The sequence below is a fragment of the Streptomyces sp. LZ34 genome (assembly GCF_053890475.1).
The window spans coordinates 2,620,314-2,640,037 of sequence record NZ_CM132680.1 but is presented as its reverse complement, the minus strand read 5'-3'; the positions used below and the strand labels follow the sequence as shown (position 1 = coordinate 2,640,037).

Here is a 19,724-nt window from a genome sequence, read left to right as displayed (position 1 = left end):
CCCCTCCGCGAGGTCCAGCGGTGGGTCAGCCGTGGGTGGTGAGCACGTCCCTGACGACAGGACCCGCCGCGTCGCCGCCGTGGCCGCCCTTGACGACCACGGCGGCGGCTGCCATGTCGTTCCGGTAGGCCGTGAACCAGGCGTTCGTGGTCGGCTGCCCGTCGATCTCGGCGGAGCCGGTCTTCGCCCCGATGTCCCCGGTGAGCCCGGACATCGCGCGCGCCGCCGTGCCGCTGGTGGCGGTGAGCCGCATCATGCCCTTCAGTTGCTGGACGGCCGTGGGGCTCAGAGCGCGCTCCGCCGTCGCCGTCTTCTCCTTGATCAGGGACCGCGGCACGATGACGGGCTGCCGGAACGCACCCGTCTGGGCGGTGGCCGCGACCGAGGCCACGGTGAGCGGGTTCATCTGCACCCGGCCCTGCCCGATCAGCGCGGCGGCCTTGTCGTCCCCGCTGCCCGTGGGCACCGAGCCGTCGAAGGTCTCCACCCCCACATGCCAGGTGAGCCCGATCCCGAACACGTCCCGCGCCTCGTCCGCGAGCGCGTCGTCGGACAGATCGCCGGCCAGCGAGACAAAGGCGGTGTTGCAGGAGGCGGCGAAGTCCTGGGCGAAGGTGGCGGCCGGATTCTCGCTGTCCTCGACGTTGTGGAAGGTCATTCCCTGCTGGTACGAGGTGGTCTTGGGGCAGGGCACCGCGCGGCCGGGTGTGACCTTGCCGGACTCCAGCAGCGCCGCGGAAGTGACGATCTTGAATGTCGAGCCGGGCGCGGTGGCCCCTTGTAAGGCCGGACTGAACTCGGCGCGGTCGGAGTTGGCGACCGCCAGCACCTCACCCGTGCTGGGCTTGAGCGCGACCACCGAGGCGCCCGTACGCTTGGCGACCGCCTTCTCGGCACGGCTCTGCACCTGTGCGTCGAGCGTCGTGTGCAGCGTGCCCGGCTTGCCCTTGGACACCACATGGAGCGTCGTGGTGGGCTTGCCGCTCGCGCCGGCCGCCCACACCTCGACCCGGCTGCCGGCGCCCGTGGCGGCGCCGTACCTCGTGCGGAGTTCGGTCAGCACCGGGCCGAGCGAGGGATAGCGGTCCTTCGTCAGCTCCTTGCCGTCCCGGTCCACCACCTTGATCGACACCGACTCGGCCGGGCCCGTCCGCAGGGCCGGACGTTCGGCCGTCAGCTTGGGGTGCAGCACGGTGGGCGTCCAGTCGACCAGCGGTCTGCCCGTCGTCCTGCCCCGCACCACCGACAGCTCCGAGGCGTACGTCCAGGTGGAGTGGGCGTCTTCGAAGGAGATGCTGGCCGTGACGTCGAACGGCACCCGGGTGCCGTGTGGCAGGCCCGCCTTGAGCGTCAGCTTCGCCACATGGCCGTCCTTGCGGTAGCCGCTCAGCGCGGCCATGGCGGACTCGGCGTCATTGGTGAGCTGCGCGGCCCGCGTATCGTTCTGATCGGCCCAGGCGGCCAGAAACTTCTGCGCGGTCTCCCGCACTTCGGACGCGGTCACCGCGCCGTCGTGGCCCGGCCCCTGGTTGCCTCCGGTGAGCCCGGTGTAAACGTTGTACGCGCCGAGGCCCGCTACGCCTACGACCGCGACGGCTGTCACACCGAGCACGACTCTTCCCGCTGCACGCATGCCCTTGGTCCATCCCCCCCCATGATGGCTGGCGCCCTGCCGCTCCACCCCCGCGTCAAGCGGCAGGACGCACAACGAGTTCACAACCTATGGACGGTGATACCCCATCACAAGGGGTAGTTCAGGCCACAAGCGCAGGGCGTGACCCGCGACGCGCCCCCCCGGCGCGCCGCAGCGGCTCACGCCGCCTGCTCGACCTCTCCCCGCAGCGCCCTGGTGTAGACCGAGAGCAACCGACCGTATTCGACCCGCTCCTGCGGGCGCAGCGCCCGGCCGGCCCGCGCGCGCAGAAACACACGGATCGCCTCGTTCGCCTGGTCGGTGGAAGTGGTGATTAAAGCGGGTTCGTGGTGAGTAGGAGTCGGACGCATGGGGATTAGAGTACGGGCAGCCACCGACAACGGCACCGGTGCAAATCGTTCAAGTGCCCTGTTACCGCGGGTATGTGAGCAAGACCGCATCCGGAGCACCCCCCCCTTGTGGTTTCAGCTCTCGACGAGCACGACCTCCAGGGTCCGCGGGCCGTGCACCCCCTCCACCCGGTCCAGCTCGATGTCGCTGGTCGCGGACGGCCCGGAGATCCAGGTCAACGGGCGCCCCGGAGCCAGCCGTTCAAGGGCCTGCGGCACGGAGTCCACGACCTGCTCGGGCACCCGGATGACACAGATGTGGTGGTCGGGCACCAGCGTGATGCGCCGGCGCCCCTGGTCCGGGCCCGCGTCCAGCACGACGGTCCCCGTCTCGGCCACGGCCACCGCGCAGCCCGTGACGACGCTGGAGACCGCGTCCAGGTCGTGCGGGGTCAGCTCCGGGGTGTCCGCGATCCGCTCCACCCGCCGCGCGTCGAGCGCCGAAAGCCAGTCGGCGGGCAGGCCGGGCGGCAGCACCACGCTGGTCGCGCCGCGCCCGTCCAGCAGCCGGGCGATCAGACCCGGGAGCCCCGCCGGGTCCGTACGGTGGACGACCGCCCGGTAGTCGGCCAGGTTCTCCGCGAGGAGATCCACGGTCTGCGGTGTGGTCCGGTCCCCGTGGGCCCGCAGATAGCCGCGGTCCACGGGCGCCTCGGAGGGGCGCTCCGTACGGGGGACGTCCGCCAGCGCGCGGCGGACGCGGGCCAGCACCAGGTCTCGGCTGCTCACGTCGTCCTCTTCCCCTTGGCCTGGTTCCCCTTGGCCTGGTTCCCCTTGGTTCGGTTTCCCGTGTTCTCGCCCTCGTCGCCGCGTGTTCTGCGCCACCAGTCCCGGAACGACTCGGCGGGCACGTCCGGCAGCTCCCGGGTGTCCGTCCACGCCCGCCCCGGCCCCGGCAGCCGGCGCGGGTGGAAGCGGCGGGTACGGGAGGCCAGCCGCTGCCCGGCGCGCAGCACGCCCGGGTGGTCGAGCGCCCAGCGCGCCGCCCGCATGGCGGCGCGCTCCGCGGCATGCCCCTTGGCCGGTTTGACGACCGTCCGGGTCCCGCGCACCGACACCGGGCCGCCCTCGACCACCCGCTCGCGCAGATGGACCAGGATCTCCGGGATGTCGATGGCGACCGGGCACACCTCGTAGCACGCGCCGCACAGCGACGAGGCGTACGGCAGCGAGGCGTCCAGCTCGCTCTGCGTACCGCGCAGCTGCGGGGTGAGGATCGCCCCGATCGGCCCCGGGTACGCCGACCCGTACGCATGGCCGCCCGCCCGCTCGTACACCGGGCACACATTGAGACACGCCGAGCAGCGGATGCAGCGCAGCGCCTGGCGGCCCACGGTGTCGGCGAGCGTGTCCGTGCGGCCGTTGTCGAGGAGGACCAGGTGGAAGGCGCGGGGGCCGTCGCCGTCGGTCGTGCCGGTCCAGGTGGAGGTGTACGGGTTCATCCGCTCCGCCGTCGAGGAGCGGGGGAGGAGCTGGAGGAACACCTCCAGGTCCTGCCAGGTCGGCACCACCTTCTCGATGCCCACGACGGAGATCAGCGTCTCGGGGAGGGTCAGGCACATCCGGCCGTTGCCCTCGGACTCGACCACGACCAGCGTGCCGGTCTCGGCCACCATGAAGTTGGCGCCGGAGATGCCGACCTTGGCGTTCAGGAACTTCTCGCGCAGATGCAGCCGGGCCGCCTCCGCCAGCTCGGCCGGAGCGTCCGTCAGCCCCTCCGGCGCGGGGCGGCCCCAACGGGCCATCTCGCGGGTGAAGATGTCGCGGATCTCGGTGCGGTTGCGGTGGATCGCGGGCACCAGGATGTGCGAGGGCAGGTCGTCGCCGAGCTGCACGATGAGCTCGGCCAGATCGGTCTCGTACGCGCGGATGCCCGCCTCGGCGAGCGCGTCGTTCAGCCCGATCTCCTGCGTGGCCATCGACTTGACCTTGACGACCTCGCGTTCGCCGGTGGCCCGGACCAGCTCGGTGACGATCCGGTTCGCCTCGTCCGCGTCCGCCGCCCAGTGCACCTGGCCGCCCGCCGCCGTCACGGCGCTCTCCAACCGCTCCAGGTAGTGGTCGAGATGGCGCAGCGTACGATCCTTGATCGCCGCGCCCGCGGCGCGCAGCTCGCCCCAGTCCTCCAGCTCCGCGACGGCCGTGGCGCGCTTGGCACGGATGGTGTGGGTGGCGTGCCGCAGATTGGCGCGCAGCTGCGTGTTCCTGGTCGAGGTGGCGGCCGCGTCGGGGAAGGCGGGCATGCCCAGATAGGTGCCGGTCACCAGACGTCTCCTTCGGTGCTCGCCAGGATCTCGGCGAGGTGGACCGGCCGGACCGTCGAGCCCTGCCGGGCGAGCGTTCCGCCGATGTGCATCTGGCACGAGTTGTCGACCGTGCACACCGCCTCGGCCCCGGTCGCGGTGATGTTGCGCGCCTTGTCGGCGCCCATCGCGGCCGAGACCGCCGTGTTCTTGACGGCGAACGTGCCGCCGAAGCCGCAGCACTCCTCCGCGCCCGGCAGCTCGACCAGCTCCAGCCCCTTGACGGCCGCGAGCAGCCTGCGCGGCCGGTCCCCCAGGCGCAGCATCCGCAGCCCGTGGCAGGTGGGGTGGTAGGTGACGGTGTGCGGATAGTACGCGCCCACGTCGGTCACCTTGAGCACATCGGTCAGGAACTCGGTGAGCTCGTACGTCTTGGGGACCGCCACCGCCGCGAGCTCGGTCAGCTCCTGGCCACGGCCCTCGGCGGCCGCCTTCGCCCCGATCCTCGGATAGTTGTCGCGCACCATGGCGGCGCACGACCCGGAGGGGGTGACCACGTAGTCGTAGTCCTGGAACGCGTCGGCGTAGCGGCGCACCAGGGGCTCGGTCTCGTGGCGGTAGCCGGTGTTGAACTGCGCCTGGCCACAGCAGCTCTGCCCCGGCGGGAAACCGACGTCGACACCCAGCCGTTCGAGGAGGGTGACGACGGCCTGTCCGGTGCGGGGATAGAGCGTGTCGTTGACGCAGGTGATGAAGAGCGCTACACGCACGGTTCCTCCTCCTGGCCCTCGGCCCGCCCGCCCTCGACGAGGGCGGCCGCCCGGGACCACGCCGCTTGATCACCCGACGGCTCATACTGCCTCAGCGGCTGGGTGCTGTGAAGCAGCGCACGGAGCTCGGGCAGGCCGCCGCCGACCACGCCCGCGGTCCGGGCCTGCACCAGGACGTTGCCGAGCGCGGCCGCCTCCGCCGGGCCCGCGACCACCGGCAGCCCGCAGGCGTCGGCGGTCAGCCGGCACAGCAGCGCGTTGTGCGCGCCGCCCCCGACGATATGCACGGTGCGGACCGTACGGCCGGACAGGCGCTGGGCGTCCAGGATCGCGCGGCGGTGGGCCAGCGCGAGGGAGTCCAGCACACAGCGGGCGGTCTCGGCGGGCGTGCGGGGGACCGGCCGGCCGGTGCGGCGGCAGGCGTCCGCGATCCGGTCGGGCATCCGGTCCGGGGCGATGAACTCGGGGGCCCCGGCGTCGACCACCGAGCGGAGGGGGGTGGCCTGTGCCGCTTGGTCGAGCAGGCTTGGCAGGTCCTGGGGTCTGCCTTCGGCTTCCCAGGTGCGCAGGCACTCCTGAAGCAGCCACAGGCCCATGATGTTGCGCAGATAGCGGACCGTGCCGTCCACTCCGAGCTCATTGGTGAAGTTGGCCCGGCGGCCGGCCTCGGTGAGGACCGGGGCGTCCAGCTCCAGCCCGGCCAGGGACCAGGTGCCGGTGGCGATGTACGCGAAGTCGGGCGCGGTGGCGGGGACGCCGACGACGGCCGAGGCGGTGTCGTGCGAGCCCACGGCGGTGACGGGGATGGAGGCCTCGATGCCGGTCGCGGACAGGACCTCCGGGCGCAGTGTCCCCGCCGGGTCGCCGGGGTGGCGGAGGGGCGGGAAGAGCGACAGATCGATGCCGAGGGTGTCGGCGGCGTCGGCGACGGTGCGGGACCAGTCGCGGGTGCGCGGGTCGATCAGCTGGGTGGTCGAGGCGTTCGTCAGCTCGGTGCCTGCCTCGCCCGTCAGCCAGTACGAGATGAGGTCCGGGATGAGGAGGAGGCGGTGTGCCGCGGCGAGGGGCGAGCTGCCCTGGGCGGCGGTCAGCTGGTAGATCGTGTTGAACGGGAGGTGCTGGAGGCCGGTGGCCGCGTACAGCTCCTCGGGCGTGAGGATCGCCGCGACCTTCTCGGCCGCGCCGTCGATGCGGGTGTCGCGGTAGTGGACGGGGTTGCCGAGCAGCGCCCCGTCGGCGCCGAGCAGGCCGTAGTCGACGGCCCAGCTGTCGATGCCGATGCTGGTCAGACGGGTGTTCGCGGCACGGGCGGCCTCGGCCGCGGCGCGGAGGCCGTCCAGGACGCCCTGGTAGAGGGCGAGGATGTCCCAGTGCAGGGTGCCGCCCACGCGGACCGGGCGGTTGGGGAAGCGGTGCACCTCCTGGAGCGAGAGGGCGCCGGGGGCGACCGTGCCGACCATGACGCGGCCGCTGGACGCGCCAAGGTCTACGGCGGCGAAGCGGGCTTCGGTGGCTTGCGCAGGTGGCACTGGGGTCCTTGTGTGGTGTCGTTGCTGTGGTGGGTACGGGGCGGGGGCCTGCACCCCCGACCCCCTCACGCGCGCGTCAGCGCAGGAAGGCCGCCGCGACCCCGGCGTCGACCGGGACGTGCAGACCGGTGGTGTGCGTCAGGTCGCCCCCGGTGAGCGCGAAGACCGCGTTCGCCACGTGTTCGGGCAGCACCTCGCGCTTGAGCAGGGTGCGCTGGGCGTAGAACTTGCCCAGCTCCTCCTCGGGGATGCCGTACGTGGCCGCGCGCTGCGCGCCCCAGCCGCCCGCGAAGATCCCCGAGCCCTGCACTACTCCGTCGGGGTTCACCCCGTTGACGCGGATGCCGTGGCCGCCCAACTCGGCGGCGAGCAGACGTACTTGATGGGCCTGGTCGGCCTTGGTGGCGGAGTACGCGATGTTGTTCGGGCCCGCGAAGACCGAGTTCTTCGAGGCGATGTAGATGATGTCGCCGCCCATGTTCTGGTCGATCATGACCCGGGCCGCCTCGCGGGAGGAGAGGAAGCTGCCGCGCGCCATGATGTCGTGCTGTAGGTCCCAGTCCCTGGCGGTGGTTTCCAGGAGGGGCTTGGAGATGGAGATCCCCGCGTTGTTGACGAGGAGGTCCACGCCGCCGAAGGCCAGGAGCGCTTCCTGGAAGGCCGTTGTGATCTGCTCTTCGGAGGTGATGTCGACGGCGACGGGGACCGCCTTGTCGGGGCCGCCCAGTTCGGCGGCTGCGGTTGCGGCGTTCTCGGCGTTGATGTCGGCCACGACGACGCAGGCGCCCTCGGCCACGAGACGGTTCGCGATCGCCCTGCCGATGCCCGAGCCCGCGCCCGTGACCAGGGCGATACGGGTCGCCAGGGGCTTGGGCTTCGGCATCCGCTGAAGCTTGGCCTCCTCCAGCGCCCAGTACTCGATGCGGAACTTCTCCGACTCCTCGATCGGGGAGTACGCGGACACGGCCTCGGCGCCGCGCATCACATTGATCGCGTTGACATAGAACTCGCCCGCCACCCGGGCCGTCTGCTTGTCCTTGCCGTAGCTGAACATCCCGACACCGGGGATGAGGACGATCGCCGGGTCGGCGCCGCGCATCGCGGGGGAGTCGGGAGCGGCGTGCCGCTCGTAGTACGCCTGGTAGTCGGTCCGGTATGCGGCGTGCAGCTCCTTGAGACGGGCGATCGTCTCGTCGAGGGGGGCCGCGGGCGGGAGGTCGAGGACCAGGGGGCGGACCTTCGTACGGAGGAAGTGGTCCGGGCAGGAGGTGCCGAGCGCGGCCAGCCGCGGGTGTTCGGCGCGGGAGACGAAGTCGAGGACGGCGTCGGAGTCGTTGTAGTGGCCCACTTGGGGGCGGTCCATGGAGGCGAGGCCGCGCAGGACGGGGGCCAGCGCGGCGGCGCGGGCGCGGCGTTCTGCCTCGGGGAGGGGTTCGTAGCCGGGGACGGCGGGGCCGAAGGGGTCCGCCTTGCCGCGCTCGGCGAGGAATCGCTCGGCGGTGCGGATGATGCGGAGCGAGTTGGCCTCGCACTCGTCGGAGGTGTCGCCCCAGGCGGTGATGCCGTGGCCGCCGAGAACGCAGCCGATCGCCTCGGGGCTGGCCTTCTTGATGGCGGCGATGTCCAGCCCGAGCTGGAACCCGGGCCGGCGCCACGGGACCCACACCACCTGGTTGCCGAAACACTCCTTGGTCAGCGCCTCGCCGTCGGCGGCACACGCGAGCGCGATGCCGGAGTCGGGGTGCAGGTGGTCGACATGGGCGGCGTTGACCAGGCCGTGCATGGCGGTGTCGATGGACGGCGCGGCGCCGCCCTTGCCGTGCAGGCAGTAGTCGAACGCGGCGACCATCTCGTCCTCGCGCTCTACCCCCGGATACACCCCGACCAGCGCCCGCAACCGGTCCAGCCGCAGCGCGGCGAGACCGGCCTCGGTCAGGGTGCCCAGGTCGCCCCCGGAGCCCTTGACCCACATCAGCTCCACGTCCTGCCCGGTGACGGGGTCGGTCGCGGTGCCCTTGGCGGAGGTGTTCCCGCCCGCGTAGTTGGTGTTCCGGGGGTCGGCTCCGAGGCGGTGTGATCGCTCGAGCAGGGTGGCCGCTTCGGGGTGCGGTTCTGCGGTCATGTTCTTCCTCTTCGTGTGTTGGTGAAGTCGGCCGGTCCATCGCCCGGGCTCATCACGGGGGTGGGGTGGGGAACAGGCCCGCCGGAGGCGCTACGCGCCCCAGCCTGCCTGCGTGCCACCCACCCGCTCCGCCACGATCTTCTCCGCCCACCCGGAGGCCTTGTACGCCGCCATCGGATCGGGATCGATCCCCAGCTCCTCGCGGACCTCCGCGAGCAGCGGCCGCACGTCGGTGTTGTACGCGTCCATCAACACCGCGTTGGCGCCGAGGACATCCCCCGACGCCTGCACGGCGGCCAGCGCGTCGCGGTCGACCAGCAGGGCCTTCGCCGTCGCTTCCTGCACGTTCATCACCGAGCGGATGATCGCCGGGATCTTCGGCTCGATGTTGTGGCACTGGTCCAGCATGAACGCGATGTCCGAGTCCAGGCCGCCGCCGCGGATCACCTCGTACATGATCCGGAAGAGCTGGAAGGGGTCGGCCGCGCCGACCATGAGGTCGTCGTCCGCGTAGAAGCGGGAGTTGAAGTCGAACGCGCCGAGCCTTCCCTCCCGCAGCAGCAGCGCGACGATGAACTCGATGTTCGTGCCGGGCGCGTGGTGGCCGGTGTCCACGCAGACCTGGGCCTTGGGGCCGAGCTTGAGGCAGTGGGCGTAGGCCGTACCCCAGTCGGGGACGTCGGTGGCGTAGAAGGCGGGCTCGAAGAACTTGTACTCCAGCAGCAGCCGCTGGTCGTCGCCCAGCCGCTCGTAGACGGCCTGGAGGGCCTCGGCGAGCCGGTCCTGGCGGGCTGCGATGTCGTCCTGGCCGGGGTAGTTGGTGCCGTCGGAGAACCAGAGTTTCAGGTCGCGGGATCCCGTGGCGTCCATGATGTCGACGCATTCCAGGAGGTGGGCGAGCGCCTTGCCGCGGATCTCGGGGTCGGGGTTGGTGACCGAGCCGAGCTTGTAGTCGTCGTCCTGGAAGACGTTGGAGTTGATCGCGCCGAGTTTCAGCCCGCGCTCCTCCGCGTGCTTGGCGAGCGCCGCGTAGTCGTCCACCTTGTCCCAGGGGATGTGCAGGGCGACGGTCGGGGCCACCCCGGTGAAGGCGTGCACTTGGGCGGCGTCGTCGAGCTTCTCCTGCGGGGTGCGCGGGACACCGGGCTGGGCGAAGACCTTGAAGCGGGTTCCAGAGTTGCCGTACGCCCATGACGGCGTCTCGACGGCCTGGGTCTTGAGAGCCGCCTTCACGGCCGGAAGGTCAGACATGCGTCTCCTCGAGGGCAACTATGAAACGATTCAACAGACGCTAGCCGTGTGGATGGCCGGGCGTCAAGAAGCGGTGCGGCCCTGAGTCCGGGGCCGCTGACGTGGAAAAACGATTCAATGTAGAAGCGCCTGGACCGTAGGTCCACCGCTACCGGCGCGTCAAGAGGGACGACAACGACTTGGTTTACCTGGCGCATACCCCCTTGACGGTGGCAAATCGCCGGGTTAGCTTCCCGCCACCGACTTTGAATCATTTCATTTTGCTCGGCCTGAAGGCCACTCTTGCAAGGAAGCAAGGAGACACCGACACCGTGAGCCAGGCTGTTTCGACCGGAGTTCCGGTCCTCGCCCTCAAGGGGGTGAACAAATCCTTCGGCGCCGTCCGGGCCCTGCGGGACGTCTCCCTCGAGCTGTTCCCGGGCGAGGCACACGCCCTCGCCGGCGAGAACGGAGCCGGCAAGTCGACGCTCATCAAGGCGCTCGCCGGGGTGCACCGCCCCGACGCCGGGCAGGTGCTGCTCGACGGCGAACCGGTGGTCTTCCACGGCCCCGCCGACGCCCGTGACGTGGGCATCGCCGTCATCTACCAGGAGCCCACGCTCTTCCCCGACCTGTCGATCGCCGAGAACATCTTCATGGGCCGCCAGCCCCGGCGGCGGCTCGGCCGGATCGACCACAAGGCGGTGCGCACCGCGACGGCCGGGCTGATGGGACGGCTCGGGGTGGCTCTGGACCCCGACCGGCCCGCCCGCGGGCTGTCCATCGCCGACCAGCAGATCGTGGAGATCGCCAAGGCGCTCTCCTTCGACGCCCGGGTGCTGATCATGGACGAGCCGACCGCCGCCCTCACCGGCAGCGAGACCGCTCGGCTCTTCTCGGTCGTCGAGGCGCTGCGCGCCGAGGGCGCGGCCGTGCTGTTCATCTCGCACCGGCTGGAGGAGATCTTCCGGCTCTGCCAGCGCGTGACCACCCTGCGGGACGGCCGCTGGGTGGCCTCCGAGCCGCTGGCGGGCCTCACCGAGGACGACCTGGTGCGCCGCATGGTGGGCCGGGACCTGGACGAGCTGTATCCCAAGCAGGACACGCGGGTCGGCGAGACGGCACTGTCCGTGCGGCGGCTGACCCGCGAGGGCGTGTTCCGGGATGTGTCCTTCGAGGTGCGCCGGGGCGAGATCGTCGCGCTGGCCGGGCTGGTCGGCGCGGGCCGCACCGAGGTGGCGCAGGCCGTCTTCGGGGTCGACCGGGCGGACGCGGGCGAGGTACAGGTGGCCGGCACACCGCTGCGCCCCGGCTCGCCGAACGCCGCGATGGCCGCCGGGCTCGCGCTCGTACCCGAGGACCGGCGCCAGCGGGGCCTGGTCATGGAGATGTCCATCGAGCGGAACATCGGTCTCACCGGACTGGACCGGATCAGCGGCGGAGGGCTCGTCAAGCGGGCCCTGGAGCGCGGCCGGGCCACCGACTGGGCCACCCGGCTCCAGCTCAAGTACGGCAAGCTGAGCGACCACGTCGGTGTGTTGTCCGGCGGCAACCAGCAGAAGGTCGTGCTCGCCAAGTGGCTGGCCACCGACCCGGCGGTGCTCATCGTCGACGAGCCGACGCGCGGCATCGACGTCGGCACCAAGGCCGAGGTGCACCGGCTGCTGTCGTCGCTGGCCGCTGAGGGGCTCGCGGTGCTGATGATCTCCTCCGACCTGCCCGAGGTGCTGGGCATGGCCGACCGGGTCCTGGTGATGCACGAGGGCCGCCTGGTCGCGGAGATCCCGCGCGCCGAGGCCACCGAGGAGTCCGTCATGGCCGCCGCGACCGGCCGTACCGGCAAGGGAAGGGCTGCGGCATGACGGCCACCATCGAGAAACCCACGGCTCAGCCCGAGGCGGGCCGGTCGGCGCGTTCGCTGGTCGACACCGTCTTCCGCGCGCGAGAGATCAGCATCGCCGGTGCCCTGGTGCTCCTGGTGCTCTTCACCTGGATCGCCGAGCCCCGCTTCCTCAACGACCAGGGCGTCAAGGACCTGCTGCTGAACGCCGCGATCCTGGTGCTGCTCGCGGTGGGGCAGTCCGTGGTCGTGGTCACCCGCAACATCGACCTGTCGGTGGGCTCCGTGGTGGGGCTCTCCGCCTTCGCCTGCGGCAAGTTCGTGTCCGGCACGGACCACGGCCCGCTGCTGGTGGCCCTGCTCGGCATCGCGGTCGGCGCGGCCTGCGGCCTGGTCAGCGGCGCACTCGTCAGCTTCGGCAAGGTGCCCGCGCTGGTGGTGACCCTCGGGATGCTCTACATCATCCAGGGCATCGACTACTGGTGGGCCGAGGGCGAGCAGATCAACGCCGCCGATGTGCCGCAGTCCGTGCTGGACCTCGGCAGCGGCAGCGTGCTCGGCATCCCGTATCTGCCGCTGATCTCCTTCGCCGTGCTCGCCGCGACCGCCTACTTCCTGCGCACCTACCGCAGCGGCCGTGAGCTGTACGCCATCGGCTCCAGCCCGGAGGCCGCCCGGCTGGCCGGGGTGCCGATCCGGCGCCGGGTGCTGGGCGCGTATGTCTTCTCCGGCGCCGTCGCCGGCTTCGCGGGCGCGCTGTGGCTGGCCCGCTTCGGCACCGTCGTCGCGGACAACGCGCACGGCTGGGAGCTGACCGTGGTCAGCGCGGTCGTGGTCGGCGGCGTCGCCATCGTCGGCGGCGTCGGCACGGTGTGGGGCGCGGCGCTGGGCGCGCTGCTGCTGACCACCATCGGCAGCGCCCTGTCCGTGCTGAAGGTCGACTCCTTCTGGGAGGACGCCATCGCCGGCGCCCTGCTGCTGGCGGCGATCAGCGTGGACCGGATCGTCAATGTGCGCATGACCCGTGCGCTGAGGAAGAGGAGCGCCCGATGAGCCCGCTGCGCGGAGCGCTGCGCTGGGACACGGCGGTCGGCGTGCTGCTGGTGGCGGTCTTCGTCACGGGCCTCGGCACCACCGAAGGCTTCGGCAGCCGCGACAACCTGGCCTTCGCCTTCAACGACATCGCCGAGGTGGCGCTGATGGCGCTGCCCATGACGCTGCTGGTGGTGGCGGGGCAGGTGGATCTGTCGGTGGCCTCGATGCTGGGGCTGAGCAGCGCCCTCACCGGGCAGCTGTGGGACTCCGGCTGGGCGTTCGAGACCATCGTGCCCGTGGTGCTGCTGGTCGGCGTGGCCGGTGGGCTGCTCAACGGCTGGCTGGTTACCAAGGTCGGGCTGCCCTCACTCGCCGTCACCATCGGCACCCTCGCCCTCTACCGCGGGCTGGCGTCCGTGGTGCTCGGCTCCAACGCCATCACCGACTTCCCCGAGACCTACGCCAAATGGGCGGTGGACACCACCACCATCCCCGGCACCTTCATCACCTATCCGGTGGCGCTGTTCATCGTGCTGGCCGTCGTCGCCGCGGTGGTGCTCCACGCCACGGGCCTGGGCCGGTCGCTGTTCGCCATCGGCGCCCAGGAGGACGCCGCGTACTTCGCCGGTATCCGCGTCAAGCGCATCAAACTCCTCCTGTTCGTCGTCACCGGGCTCGTCTCCGCCTTCGCGGGCGTGGTGTTCACCCTCCGCTACGGCAGCGCCCGCGCCGACAACGGCTCGGGCTTCGAGATGCTGGTCATCGCCTCCGTCCTGCTCGGCGGCATCGACTTCGACGGCGGGAAGGGCACCCTCTTCGGCGCGGTCGCCGGAGTGCTGCTCATCGGCATCCTGAAGAACCTGCTGACCCTCAACGACGTGGCCAACGAGGTCCAGGTGATCGTCACCGGGCTGCTGCTGGTGGCCTCCGTCCTCACCCCCCGTCTGATCTCCACCGTCAGCGAATGGCGCCACCGGAGAGCCGCCGCTGCCACCCCCTCCAGCTGACGCGTCGCCGCACCACGTCCCACTTCCCCGAAAGGTCTCTCCATGTTCCTCCGCACGTCCTCCCGGCGCCGCGCCGCGGCCTCCGTCGCCGCGGCCTGTGCCCTGGCCGTCACCCTCGCGGGTTGCGGCGGCACCACCAAGAAGGACTCCTCCTCCGACAACGGTGGCGACGTCAAGGCCACGGACGCGAAGGCCAACCCCGACGCCCCGCTGAAGAAGGGGCTCAAGCTCGCCTTCCTGCCCAAGCAGATCAACAACCCGTACGAGAAGATCGTCGACGACGCGGGCATCAAGGCCGCCGGGGAGTTCGGCGGCAAGGGCAAGGAGGTCGGCCCCTCCGACGCCAGCGCCTCCTCCCAGGTGTCATACATCAACACCCTCATCCAGCAGCGGCAGGACGCCATCCTCATCGCCGCCAACGACCCCAACGCGGTCTGCGGCCCGCTCAAGCAGGCCATGAAGAAGGACATCAAGGTCGTCGCGTACGACTCGGACACGGCCAAGGAATGCCGCCAGCTGTTCATCAACCAGGCCAGCTCGGAGGAGATCGGCCGCAGCCAGGTCCAGCACATCGCCGAACAGCTCGACTACAAGGGCGAGATCGCCATTCTCTCGGCCACCCAGAACGCGACCAACCAGAACACCTGGATCGAGTTCATGAAGGACGAGCTGAAGAAGCCCAAGTACAAGAACATGAAGCTGGTCAAGACGGCCTACGGGGACGACGACGACCAGAAGTCCTTCCAGGAGACCCAGGGCCTGCTGAAGGCCTACCCGAACCTCAAGGGCATCATCTCGCCCACCACGGTCGGCATCGCGGCGGCCGCCCGCTACATCAGCGACTCCTCGTACAAGGGCAAGGTCGTCATCAACGGCCTCGGCACCCCCAACCAGATGCGCAAGTACGTCAAGGACGGCACGGTCGAGCAGTTCTCCCTGTGGGACCCGAAGAAGCTCGGCTACCTCGGCTCCTACGCGGCCGCGGCGCTCGCGTCCGGGCAGATCACCGGCGCGGAGGGGGAGAAGTTCAAGGCCGGCAAGCTCGGCGAGTACACGATCGGCAAGGACGGCGAGGTCATCCTCGGCCCGCCCACCGTCTTCGACAAGGACAACATCGACGACTTCGACTTCTGAGGCGGCCCGGCATGCAGCGCGTCTGCTTCCTGCTGAAGGTCCGCCAGGACCGGCTCGAGGAATACCGCGAGCGCCACGCGGCCGTCTGGCCCGAGATGCTCGACGCCCTCTCCGCCGCCGGCTGGCACAACTACTCGCTCTTCCTGCGCGAGGACGGTCTGCTGGTCGGCTACCTGGAGACGGAGGACTTCACGGCGGCTCAGGCGGCCATGGCGGAGACGGACGTCAATGCCAGGTGGCAGGCGGAGATGGCGGAGTTCTTCGAGGCGCTGGACGGCGCGAAGCCGGATGAGGCGATGAAGCCGCTGACAGAGGTGTTCCACCTCGCCTAGGCCCTGTCTCCCCGATCTCTGCGGGCCCGCGACGCCTGGCACGCACGCTCGCTGCGTTGTCGGGCCCGCCCGAGTAGGCCCACTACGAGGGCGACCCTCCGCCTTGCGATCGCACGCACCAGACGCCGCGGGCTGATCCACAGAGATCGGGGAGACAGGGCCTAGCCCCGGGAGGGGCGGGCTGGGGGAACCACCCCCAGCCCGCCCCCCGATCGCACCAGGAAAGGAACGTGAGAGAGCCACCATGACCGCACGTCTTGCCGCCGTCGCGCGCACACCGAAGATCGGGCTGGTCGCGGGCGGACTCGGGGCGTACTGGCCCCAGTTCCCCGATCTGCTCCCGCAGCTGCGCCGCTCCGCGGCCCGGGTGACCGAGCGCATGCGGGAGTTCGACGCCGAGGTCGTCGACGTGGGTTTCATCTCCGACGCCCAGGAGGGCGCGGCGGCCGCCGAGAAGCTCCGCGCGGCCGACTGCGACCTGATCGTCGGCTTTCTCACCACCTACATGACCGCCACCATGCTGGTGCCCATCGCCCAGCGCAGTGGCGCCCCCGTGCTGCTGATCAACCTCCAGCCCACCGAGGCCATGGACCACGCGTCCTTCGACACCGGCGCCTGGCTCGCCTACTGCGGCGCGTGTCCGCTGCCCGAGATGGCGAACGCCTTCGAGCGGGTCGGCGTCCCCTTCCGCTCGGTGTCCGGGTATCTGGAGGACCAGCGGGCCTGGGACCGCATCGGCCGCTGGATCCGGGCCGCCGGGGTGCGGTCCGTCCTGCGCCACGGCCGCCACGGGCTGATGGGACACCTCTACCCGGGGATGTACGACGTGTCCACCGACCTCACCATGGTCACCGGCAACCTCGGCGGCCATGTCGAGGTCCTGGAGTTCGACGATCTGCGGGTGCGGGTCCAGCAGGTCAAGGACGACGAGGTGGAGGCGAAGCTGGCCGAGACCCGTGAGATGTTCGAGCTGGCCGACTCCGTTGTCGAGGAGGACCTGGCCTGGGCGGCGCGCGTGTCCGTCGGCCTGGACCGGCTGGTGGCGGACTTCGACCTGGACTCGCTCGCGTACTACCACCGAGGCCTGGACGGCGAGACCCACGAGAAGCTGGGCGCGGGCATGATCCTCGGCTCGTCGCTGCTCACCGCCCGCGGCGTCCCGGCGGCCGGCGAGTACGAGCTGCGCACCTCGCTGGCCATGCTGATCTGCGACCGGTTCGGCGCGGGCGGCTCCTTCACCGAGCTACAGGCGCTCAACTTCCGGGACGCGGTGGTGGAGATGGGTCACGACGGGCCCGGCCACCTGGCCATCAGCGAGCGCAAGCCGCTGCTGCGCGGCCTCGGTGTCTACCACGGCAAGCGCGGCTGGGGCGTGTCCGTCGAGTTCGACGTGCGGCACGGACCGGTCACCCTCGTCGGCCTCGGCCAGACCCGGGACGGCCGCTACAAGATCGTCGCCTCGGAGGGCGAGGTGGTCGGCGGCCCGCTGCTGGAGATCGGCAACACCACCTCCCGGGTCGACTTCGGCTGCGACCCGGGGGAGTGGACCGACGCCTGGAGCGCGAGCGGGGTCGCCCACCACTGGGCGCTCGCCACCGGCCGGCTGCTGCCCGAACTGCGCGCCCTCGCCGACCTCACCGGCCTGGAACTTGTGGAAGTCGCGGCTTGATGGCACGGCCGGTGGGCATCAAGGAGGTGGCCGCCCAGGCCGGGGTCTCCGTCGGTACGGTCTCCAACGTCATCAACCGTCCGGAGTCGGTGTCGGAGGAGACCCGGGCCCGGGTGCTCGCCACCATCGAACGGCTGGGCTATGTGCGCAGCGAGTCGGCGCGGCAGCTGCGGGCGGGGCGCAGCCGGATCATTTCGCTGCTGGTGCTGGACATGGCGAACCCGTTCTTCGTGGATGTGGCCAGCGGCGCGGAGCGGGCGGCGCGTGAGGCGGGGCTCGGGGTGATGGTGTGCAACAGCGCGCAGAGTTCCGACGAGGAGGCCGAGTATCTGGCGCTCTTCTCCGAGCAGCGGGTGCGCGGCGTCCTGGTCACCCCCGCCGACATCACCGGGCGCAACCTGGAGTCGTTCCGGCGGCACGGCATCCCGTTCGTCTTCGTCGACCGGGTGGTGCCCAGCGCGGAGGGCTGCTCGGTCTCGGTCGACGACGTCACCGGCGGCACGCTCGCCGCCCGCCACCTCCTCGACCAGGGCCACCGCTCCATCGCGTATGTCAGCGGCCCGATGCAGCTGGCCCAGTGCCACGACCGCCGCACCGGCGCGGTGCGCGCCCTGCGCGAGGCGGGACTGGGCGACGACGCGCTGCGCCATGTCGAGGTCGAGCGGCTGGACGTGTCGGCGGGGCGGGACGCGGGGGCGCGGCTGCTGGGGATGTCGCCGCGGCCGACGGCGGTCTTCTGCGCCAACGATCTGCTGGCGCTGGGGGTGCTCCAGGCGCTGTACGGGGCCGGGGTGTCGGTGCCGGGGGATGTGGCGCTGGTGGGGTACGACGACATCGAGTTCGCCTCGGCCGCCGCCGTACCGCTGACGTCCGTACGGCAGCCCGCGTTCCGGATGGGGCGTACGGCGGCGGAGCTGCTGATCGAGGAGACGGGGGAGGCGGCCGGCGCGCACCGGCATCAGCGGATCGTGCTCCAGCCGGAGCTCGTGGTCCGCGGATCGAGCCTGGCGCGGCTGCGCCCAGCCCATTGACAGCTCTTCTGCGCCTGTTACATTCCGCTGAAGAGAGATCCGATCTATTCGTGCTCCGCCATCGTCTGTGGCTCACCGGATCGCAGGGATCACGGCTCAACCTTCGGATACATCGGATCTGCCAAGGCCGATACGCGAAGGAGAGAGAAGGGTGAAGAGAATCGCCGCATTAGCGGTGTTCGTGCTCGCCATCGTCTTCGGGCTGACCCAGGCGCCCACGCTGGCCGCCCCGGCCGCCGGCCGCGCCGCCGCCACCTTCGACGTCAAGGACTACGGAGCGAAGGCCGACGGGTCGACGAATGACACCGGCGCGATCGAGAAGGCCGTCAACGCGGCCAACGCCGCCGGTGGCGGGATCGTGGAATTCCCGTCCGGGCAGTACAAGTCCAAGAACACGGTCCATCTGAAGAGCAATGTGACCCTCCAGCTGGACTCCGGCGCCACCATCCTGGGCTCCAGCGCGGACACCTACGACAAACCCGAGTCCAACTCGAACGACGACTACCAGGACTACGGGCACAGCCACTTCCACAACGCGATGTTCTACGGCGACAAGCTCACCAACATCGGCTTCACCGGCTCCGGCACCATCGACGGCGCCGGCAACCTGATCACCGGCAACCCCGACTCCGGCGAGGCCGACAAGATCATCTCGCTGACCCGCTGCAAGGGCCTGACCCTCAGCGGGATCACCCTGCGGCGCGGCGGCCACTTCGCGGCCCTCATCAACGGCTGCGACAACGTGACCTCCGACCACCTCACGATCGACACCGCGAGCGACCGTGACGGCTGGAACATCATCAGCACCACCAATGTCACCGTCACCAACGCCGACATCGCCGCCAACGACGACGCGCTCGCCTTCAAGAGCGACTACGCCCTCGGCGCCAAGCTCCCCAACGGCCATGTGAAGGTGCGGGACAGCAAGCTGTCCGCGGAGTGCTGCAACGCCCTGATGTTCGGCTCGGAGACCTGCGGCGACTTCACCGACTACGACTTCCAGGGCATCACCATCACCGGCGCGGACAAGTCCGGTCTCGGCATGGTGTCCATGGACGGGGCCGACATCTCGGACGTCCACTACCGCGACATCACGATGACCGGGGTCCACTCGCCCATCATGCTGAAGATCGGGACCAGAAAGCGCTGCGGCAACAACCCGGGCGTCGGCCACATCAGCAACGTCACCTACGACAACATCACCGGGACCGGCAACAGCCCCTCCTTCAGCCCCACTTTGTGGGGAGAGTCGGGCGCGAACCACATCAGCGACATCACCTTCAACAAGGTCAACCTGACGGTCCCCGGCGGCAACGGCACGATGTCCACCGGAGTGCCCAGCAATGACCCGAAGGAGTACAACCCGAAGAGCATCGGCACCCGCCCGGCCTTCGGCTGGTATCTCCACAACGCGGACCGCGTCACCTTCACCGACAGCTCGGTGCGGTTCGCCGACGGCGACGGCCGCCCGGCGGTCATCGCCAACACCGGCAGCGGCCTGAAGTTCGACCACTTCACGGCGCAGCGCGGCAGCGACAGCCCCGCCGACGTCATGTTCCAGAGCGTCAGCGGTTACTGCGTGAGCGACAGTGCCAACACCTCGGGGGGTGCGTTGCGGGTGAGCGCGAGCGGTTCCACGGATACCTGCCCCTAGGCGGAGACAGGACCTAGGGTGCGCGAGGAAGCCGCCCCGGACGCCATAGCATGGGTCCCGCGGCCGCCACCGGCCGCGGGAGGCG

At 70.6% G+C, this 19,724-nt stretch carries 15 protein-coding genes; 8 read left to right on the top strand and 7 right to left on the bottom strand.

Annotated elements, in window-relative coordinates:
* Positions 1-25: 25 nt before the first annotated feature.
* From ACWY4P_RS09550 to rhaI, 7 genes are all read right to left on the bottom strand, one after another.
* Entirely contained in the window at positions 26-1,633 is a 1,608-nt protein-coding gene (locus ACWY4P_RS09550; RefSeq protein WP_456209910.1) for a penicillin-binding transpeptidase domain-containing protein, read from the bottom strand.
* Positions 1,634-2,118: 485 nt separating this feature from the next.
* The gene (locus tag ACWY4P_RS09545) at positions 2,119-2,772 is read right to left on the bottom strand and encodes a LutC/YkgG family protein (protein ID WP_456209909.1); all 654 of its coding nucleotides are present in this window, start codon (positions 2,770-2,772) and stop codon (positions 2,119-2,121) included.
* Complete coding sequence (locus ACWY4P_RS09540) at positions 2,769-4,307, bottom strand: lactate utilization protein B (RefSeq protein WP_456209908.1); 1,539 nt, start codon at positions 4,305-4,307, stop codon at positions 2,769-2,771. Before ACWY4P_RS09540 ends, ACWY4P_RS09545 begins: the two co-directional genes overlap by 4 nt.
* Positions 4,304-5,056 (bottom strand): (Fe-S)-binding protein, encoded by a 753-nt coding sequence (locus ACWY4P_RS09535; protein WP_456209907.1) that lies wholly within the window; start codon positions 5,054-5,056, stop codon positions 4,304-4,306. The genes ACWY4P_RS09540 and ACWY4P_RS09535 overlap by 4 nt, the downstream gene beginning before the upstream one ends.
* Positions 5,047-6,516 carry a rhamnulokinase gene (locus tag ACWY4P_RS09530; protein WP_456212866.1) on the bottom strand — a complete coding sequence of 490 codons (1,470 nt, stop codon included), beginning with the start codon at positions 6,514-6,516 and terminating at the stop codon, positions 5,047-5,049. Before ACWY4P_RS09530 ends, ACWY4P_RS09535 begins: the two co-directional genes overlap by 10 nt.
* Positions 6,517-6,661: 145 nt before the next feature.
* A complete protein-coding gene (locus ACWY4P_RS09525) occupies positions 6,662-8,707 on the bottom strand; it encodes a bifunctional aldolase/short-chain dehydrogenase (protein ID WP_456209906.1) in 2,046 nt (681 codons plus the stop codon).
* A gap of 90 nt (positions 8,708-8,797) precedes the next feature.
* The gene (gene rhaI, locus ACWY4P_RS09520) at positions 8,798-9,958 is read right to left on the bottom strand and encodes an L-rhamnose isomerase (RefSeq protein ID WP_456209905.1); all 1,161 of its coding nucleotides are present in this window, start codon (positions 9,956-9,958) and stop codon (positions 8,798-8,800) included.
* Positions 9,959-10,269: 311 nt separating this feature from the next.
* On the opposite strand from rhaI, the gene ACWY4P_RS09515 reads away from it, so the two are divergent.
* The 8 genes from ACWY4P_RS09515 (at position 10,270) to ACWY4P_RS09480 (ending at position 19,639) form a co-directional block, all read left to right on the top strand.
* On the top strand, positions 10,270-11,799 hold the full coding sequence (locus ACWY4P_RS09515; RefSeq protein WP_456209904.1) for a sugar ABC transporter ATP-binding protein: 1,530 nt from the start codon (positions 10,270-10,272) through the stop codon (positions 11,797-11,799).
* Positions 11,796-12,830, top strand: coding sequence for an ABC transporter permease (locus tag ACWY4P_RS09510; protein ID WP_456209903.1), 1,035 nt, complete (start codon positions 11,796-11,798; stop codon positions 12,828-12,830). Before ACWY4P_RS09515 ends, ACWY4P_RS09510 begins: the two co-directional genes overlap by 4 nt.
* Entirely contained in the window at positions 12,827-13,819 is a 993-nt protein-coding gene (locus tag ACWY4P_RS09505) for an ABC transporter permease (protein WP_456209902.1), read from the top strand. Before ACWY4P_RS09510 ends, ACWY4P_RS09505 begins: the two co-directional genes overlap by 4 nt.
* A 42-nt stretch (positions 13,820-13,861) precedes the next feature.
* Positions 13,862-14,953, top strand: a complete 1,092-nt coding sequence (gene rhaS / locus ACWY4P_RS09500) for a rhamnose ABC transporter substrate-binding protein (protein WP_456209901.1) — start codon at positions 13,862-13,864, stop codon at positions 14,951-14,953.
* Between the two features lie 11 nt (positions 14,954-14,964).
* Positions 14,965-15,285: an L-rhamnose mutarotase gene (locus ACWY4P_RS09495; RefSeq protein ID WP_456209900.1), complete on the top strand. Its 321-nt coding sequence runs from the start codon at positions 14,965-14,967 to the stop codon at positions 15,283-15,285.
* 244 nt (positions 15,286-15,529) lie between these two features.
* Complete coding sequence (locus tag ACWY4P_RS09490) at positions 15,530-16,954, top strand: arabinose isomerase (RefSeq protein ID WP_456209899.1); 1,425 nt, start codon at positions 15,530-15,532, stop codon at positions 16,952-16,954.
* Positions 16,954-17,985 carry a LacI family DNA-binding transcriptional regulator gene (locus ACWY4P_RS09485; protein ID WP_456209898.1) on the top strand — a complete coding sequence of 344 codons (1,032 nt, stop codon included), beginning with the start codon at positions 16,954-16,956 and terminating at the stop codon, positions 17,983-17,985. The genes ACWY4P_RS09490 and ACWY4P_RS09485 overlap by 1 nt, the downstream gene beginning before the upstream one ends.
* Before the next feature lie 151 nt (positions 17,986-18,136).
* Positions 18,137-19,639 (top strand): glycoside hydrolase family 28 protein, encoded by a 1,503-nt coding sequence (locus tag ACWY4P_RS09480; protein WP_456209897.1) that lies wholly within the window; start codon positions 18,137-18,139, stop codon positions 19,637-19,639.
* The last annotated feature ends 85 nt before the right edge of the window (positions 19,640-19,724 follow it).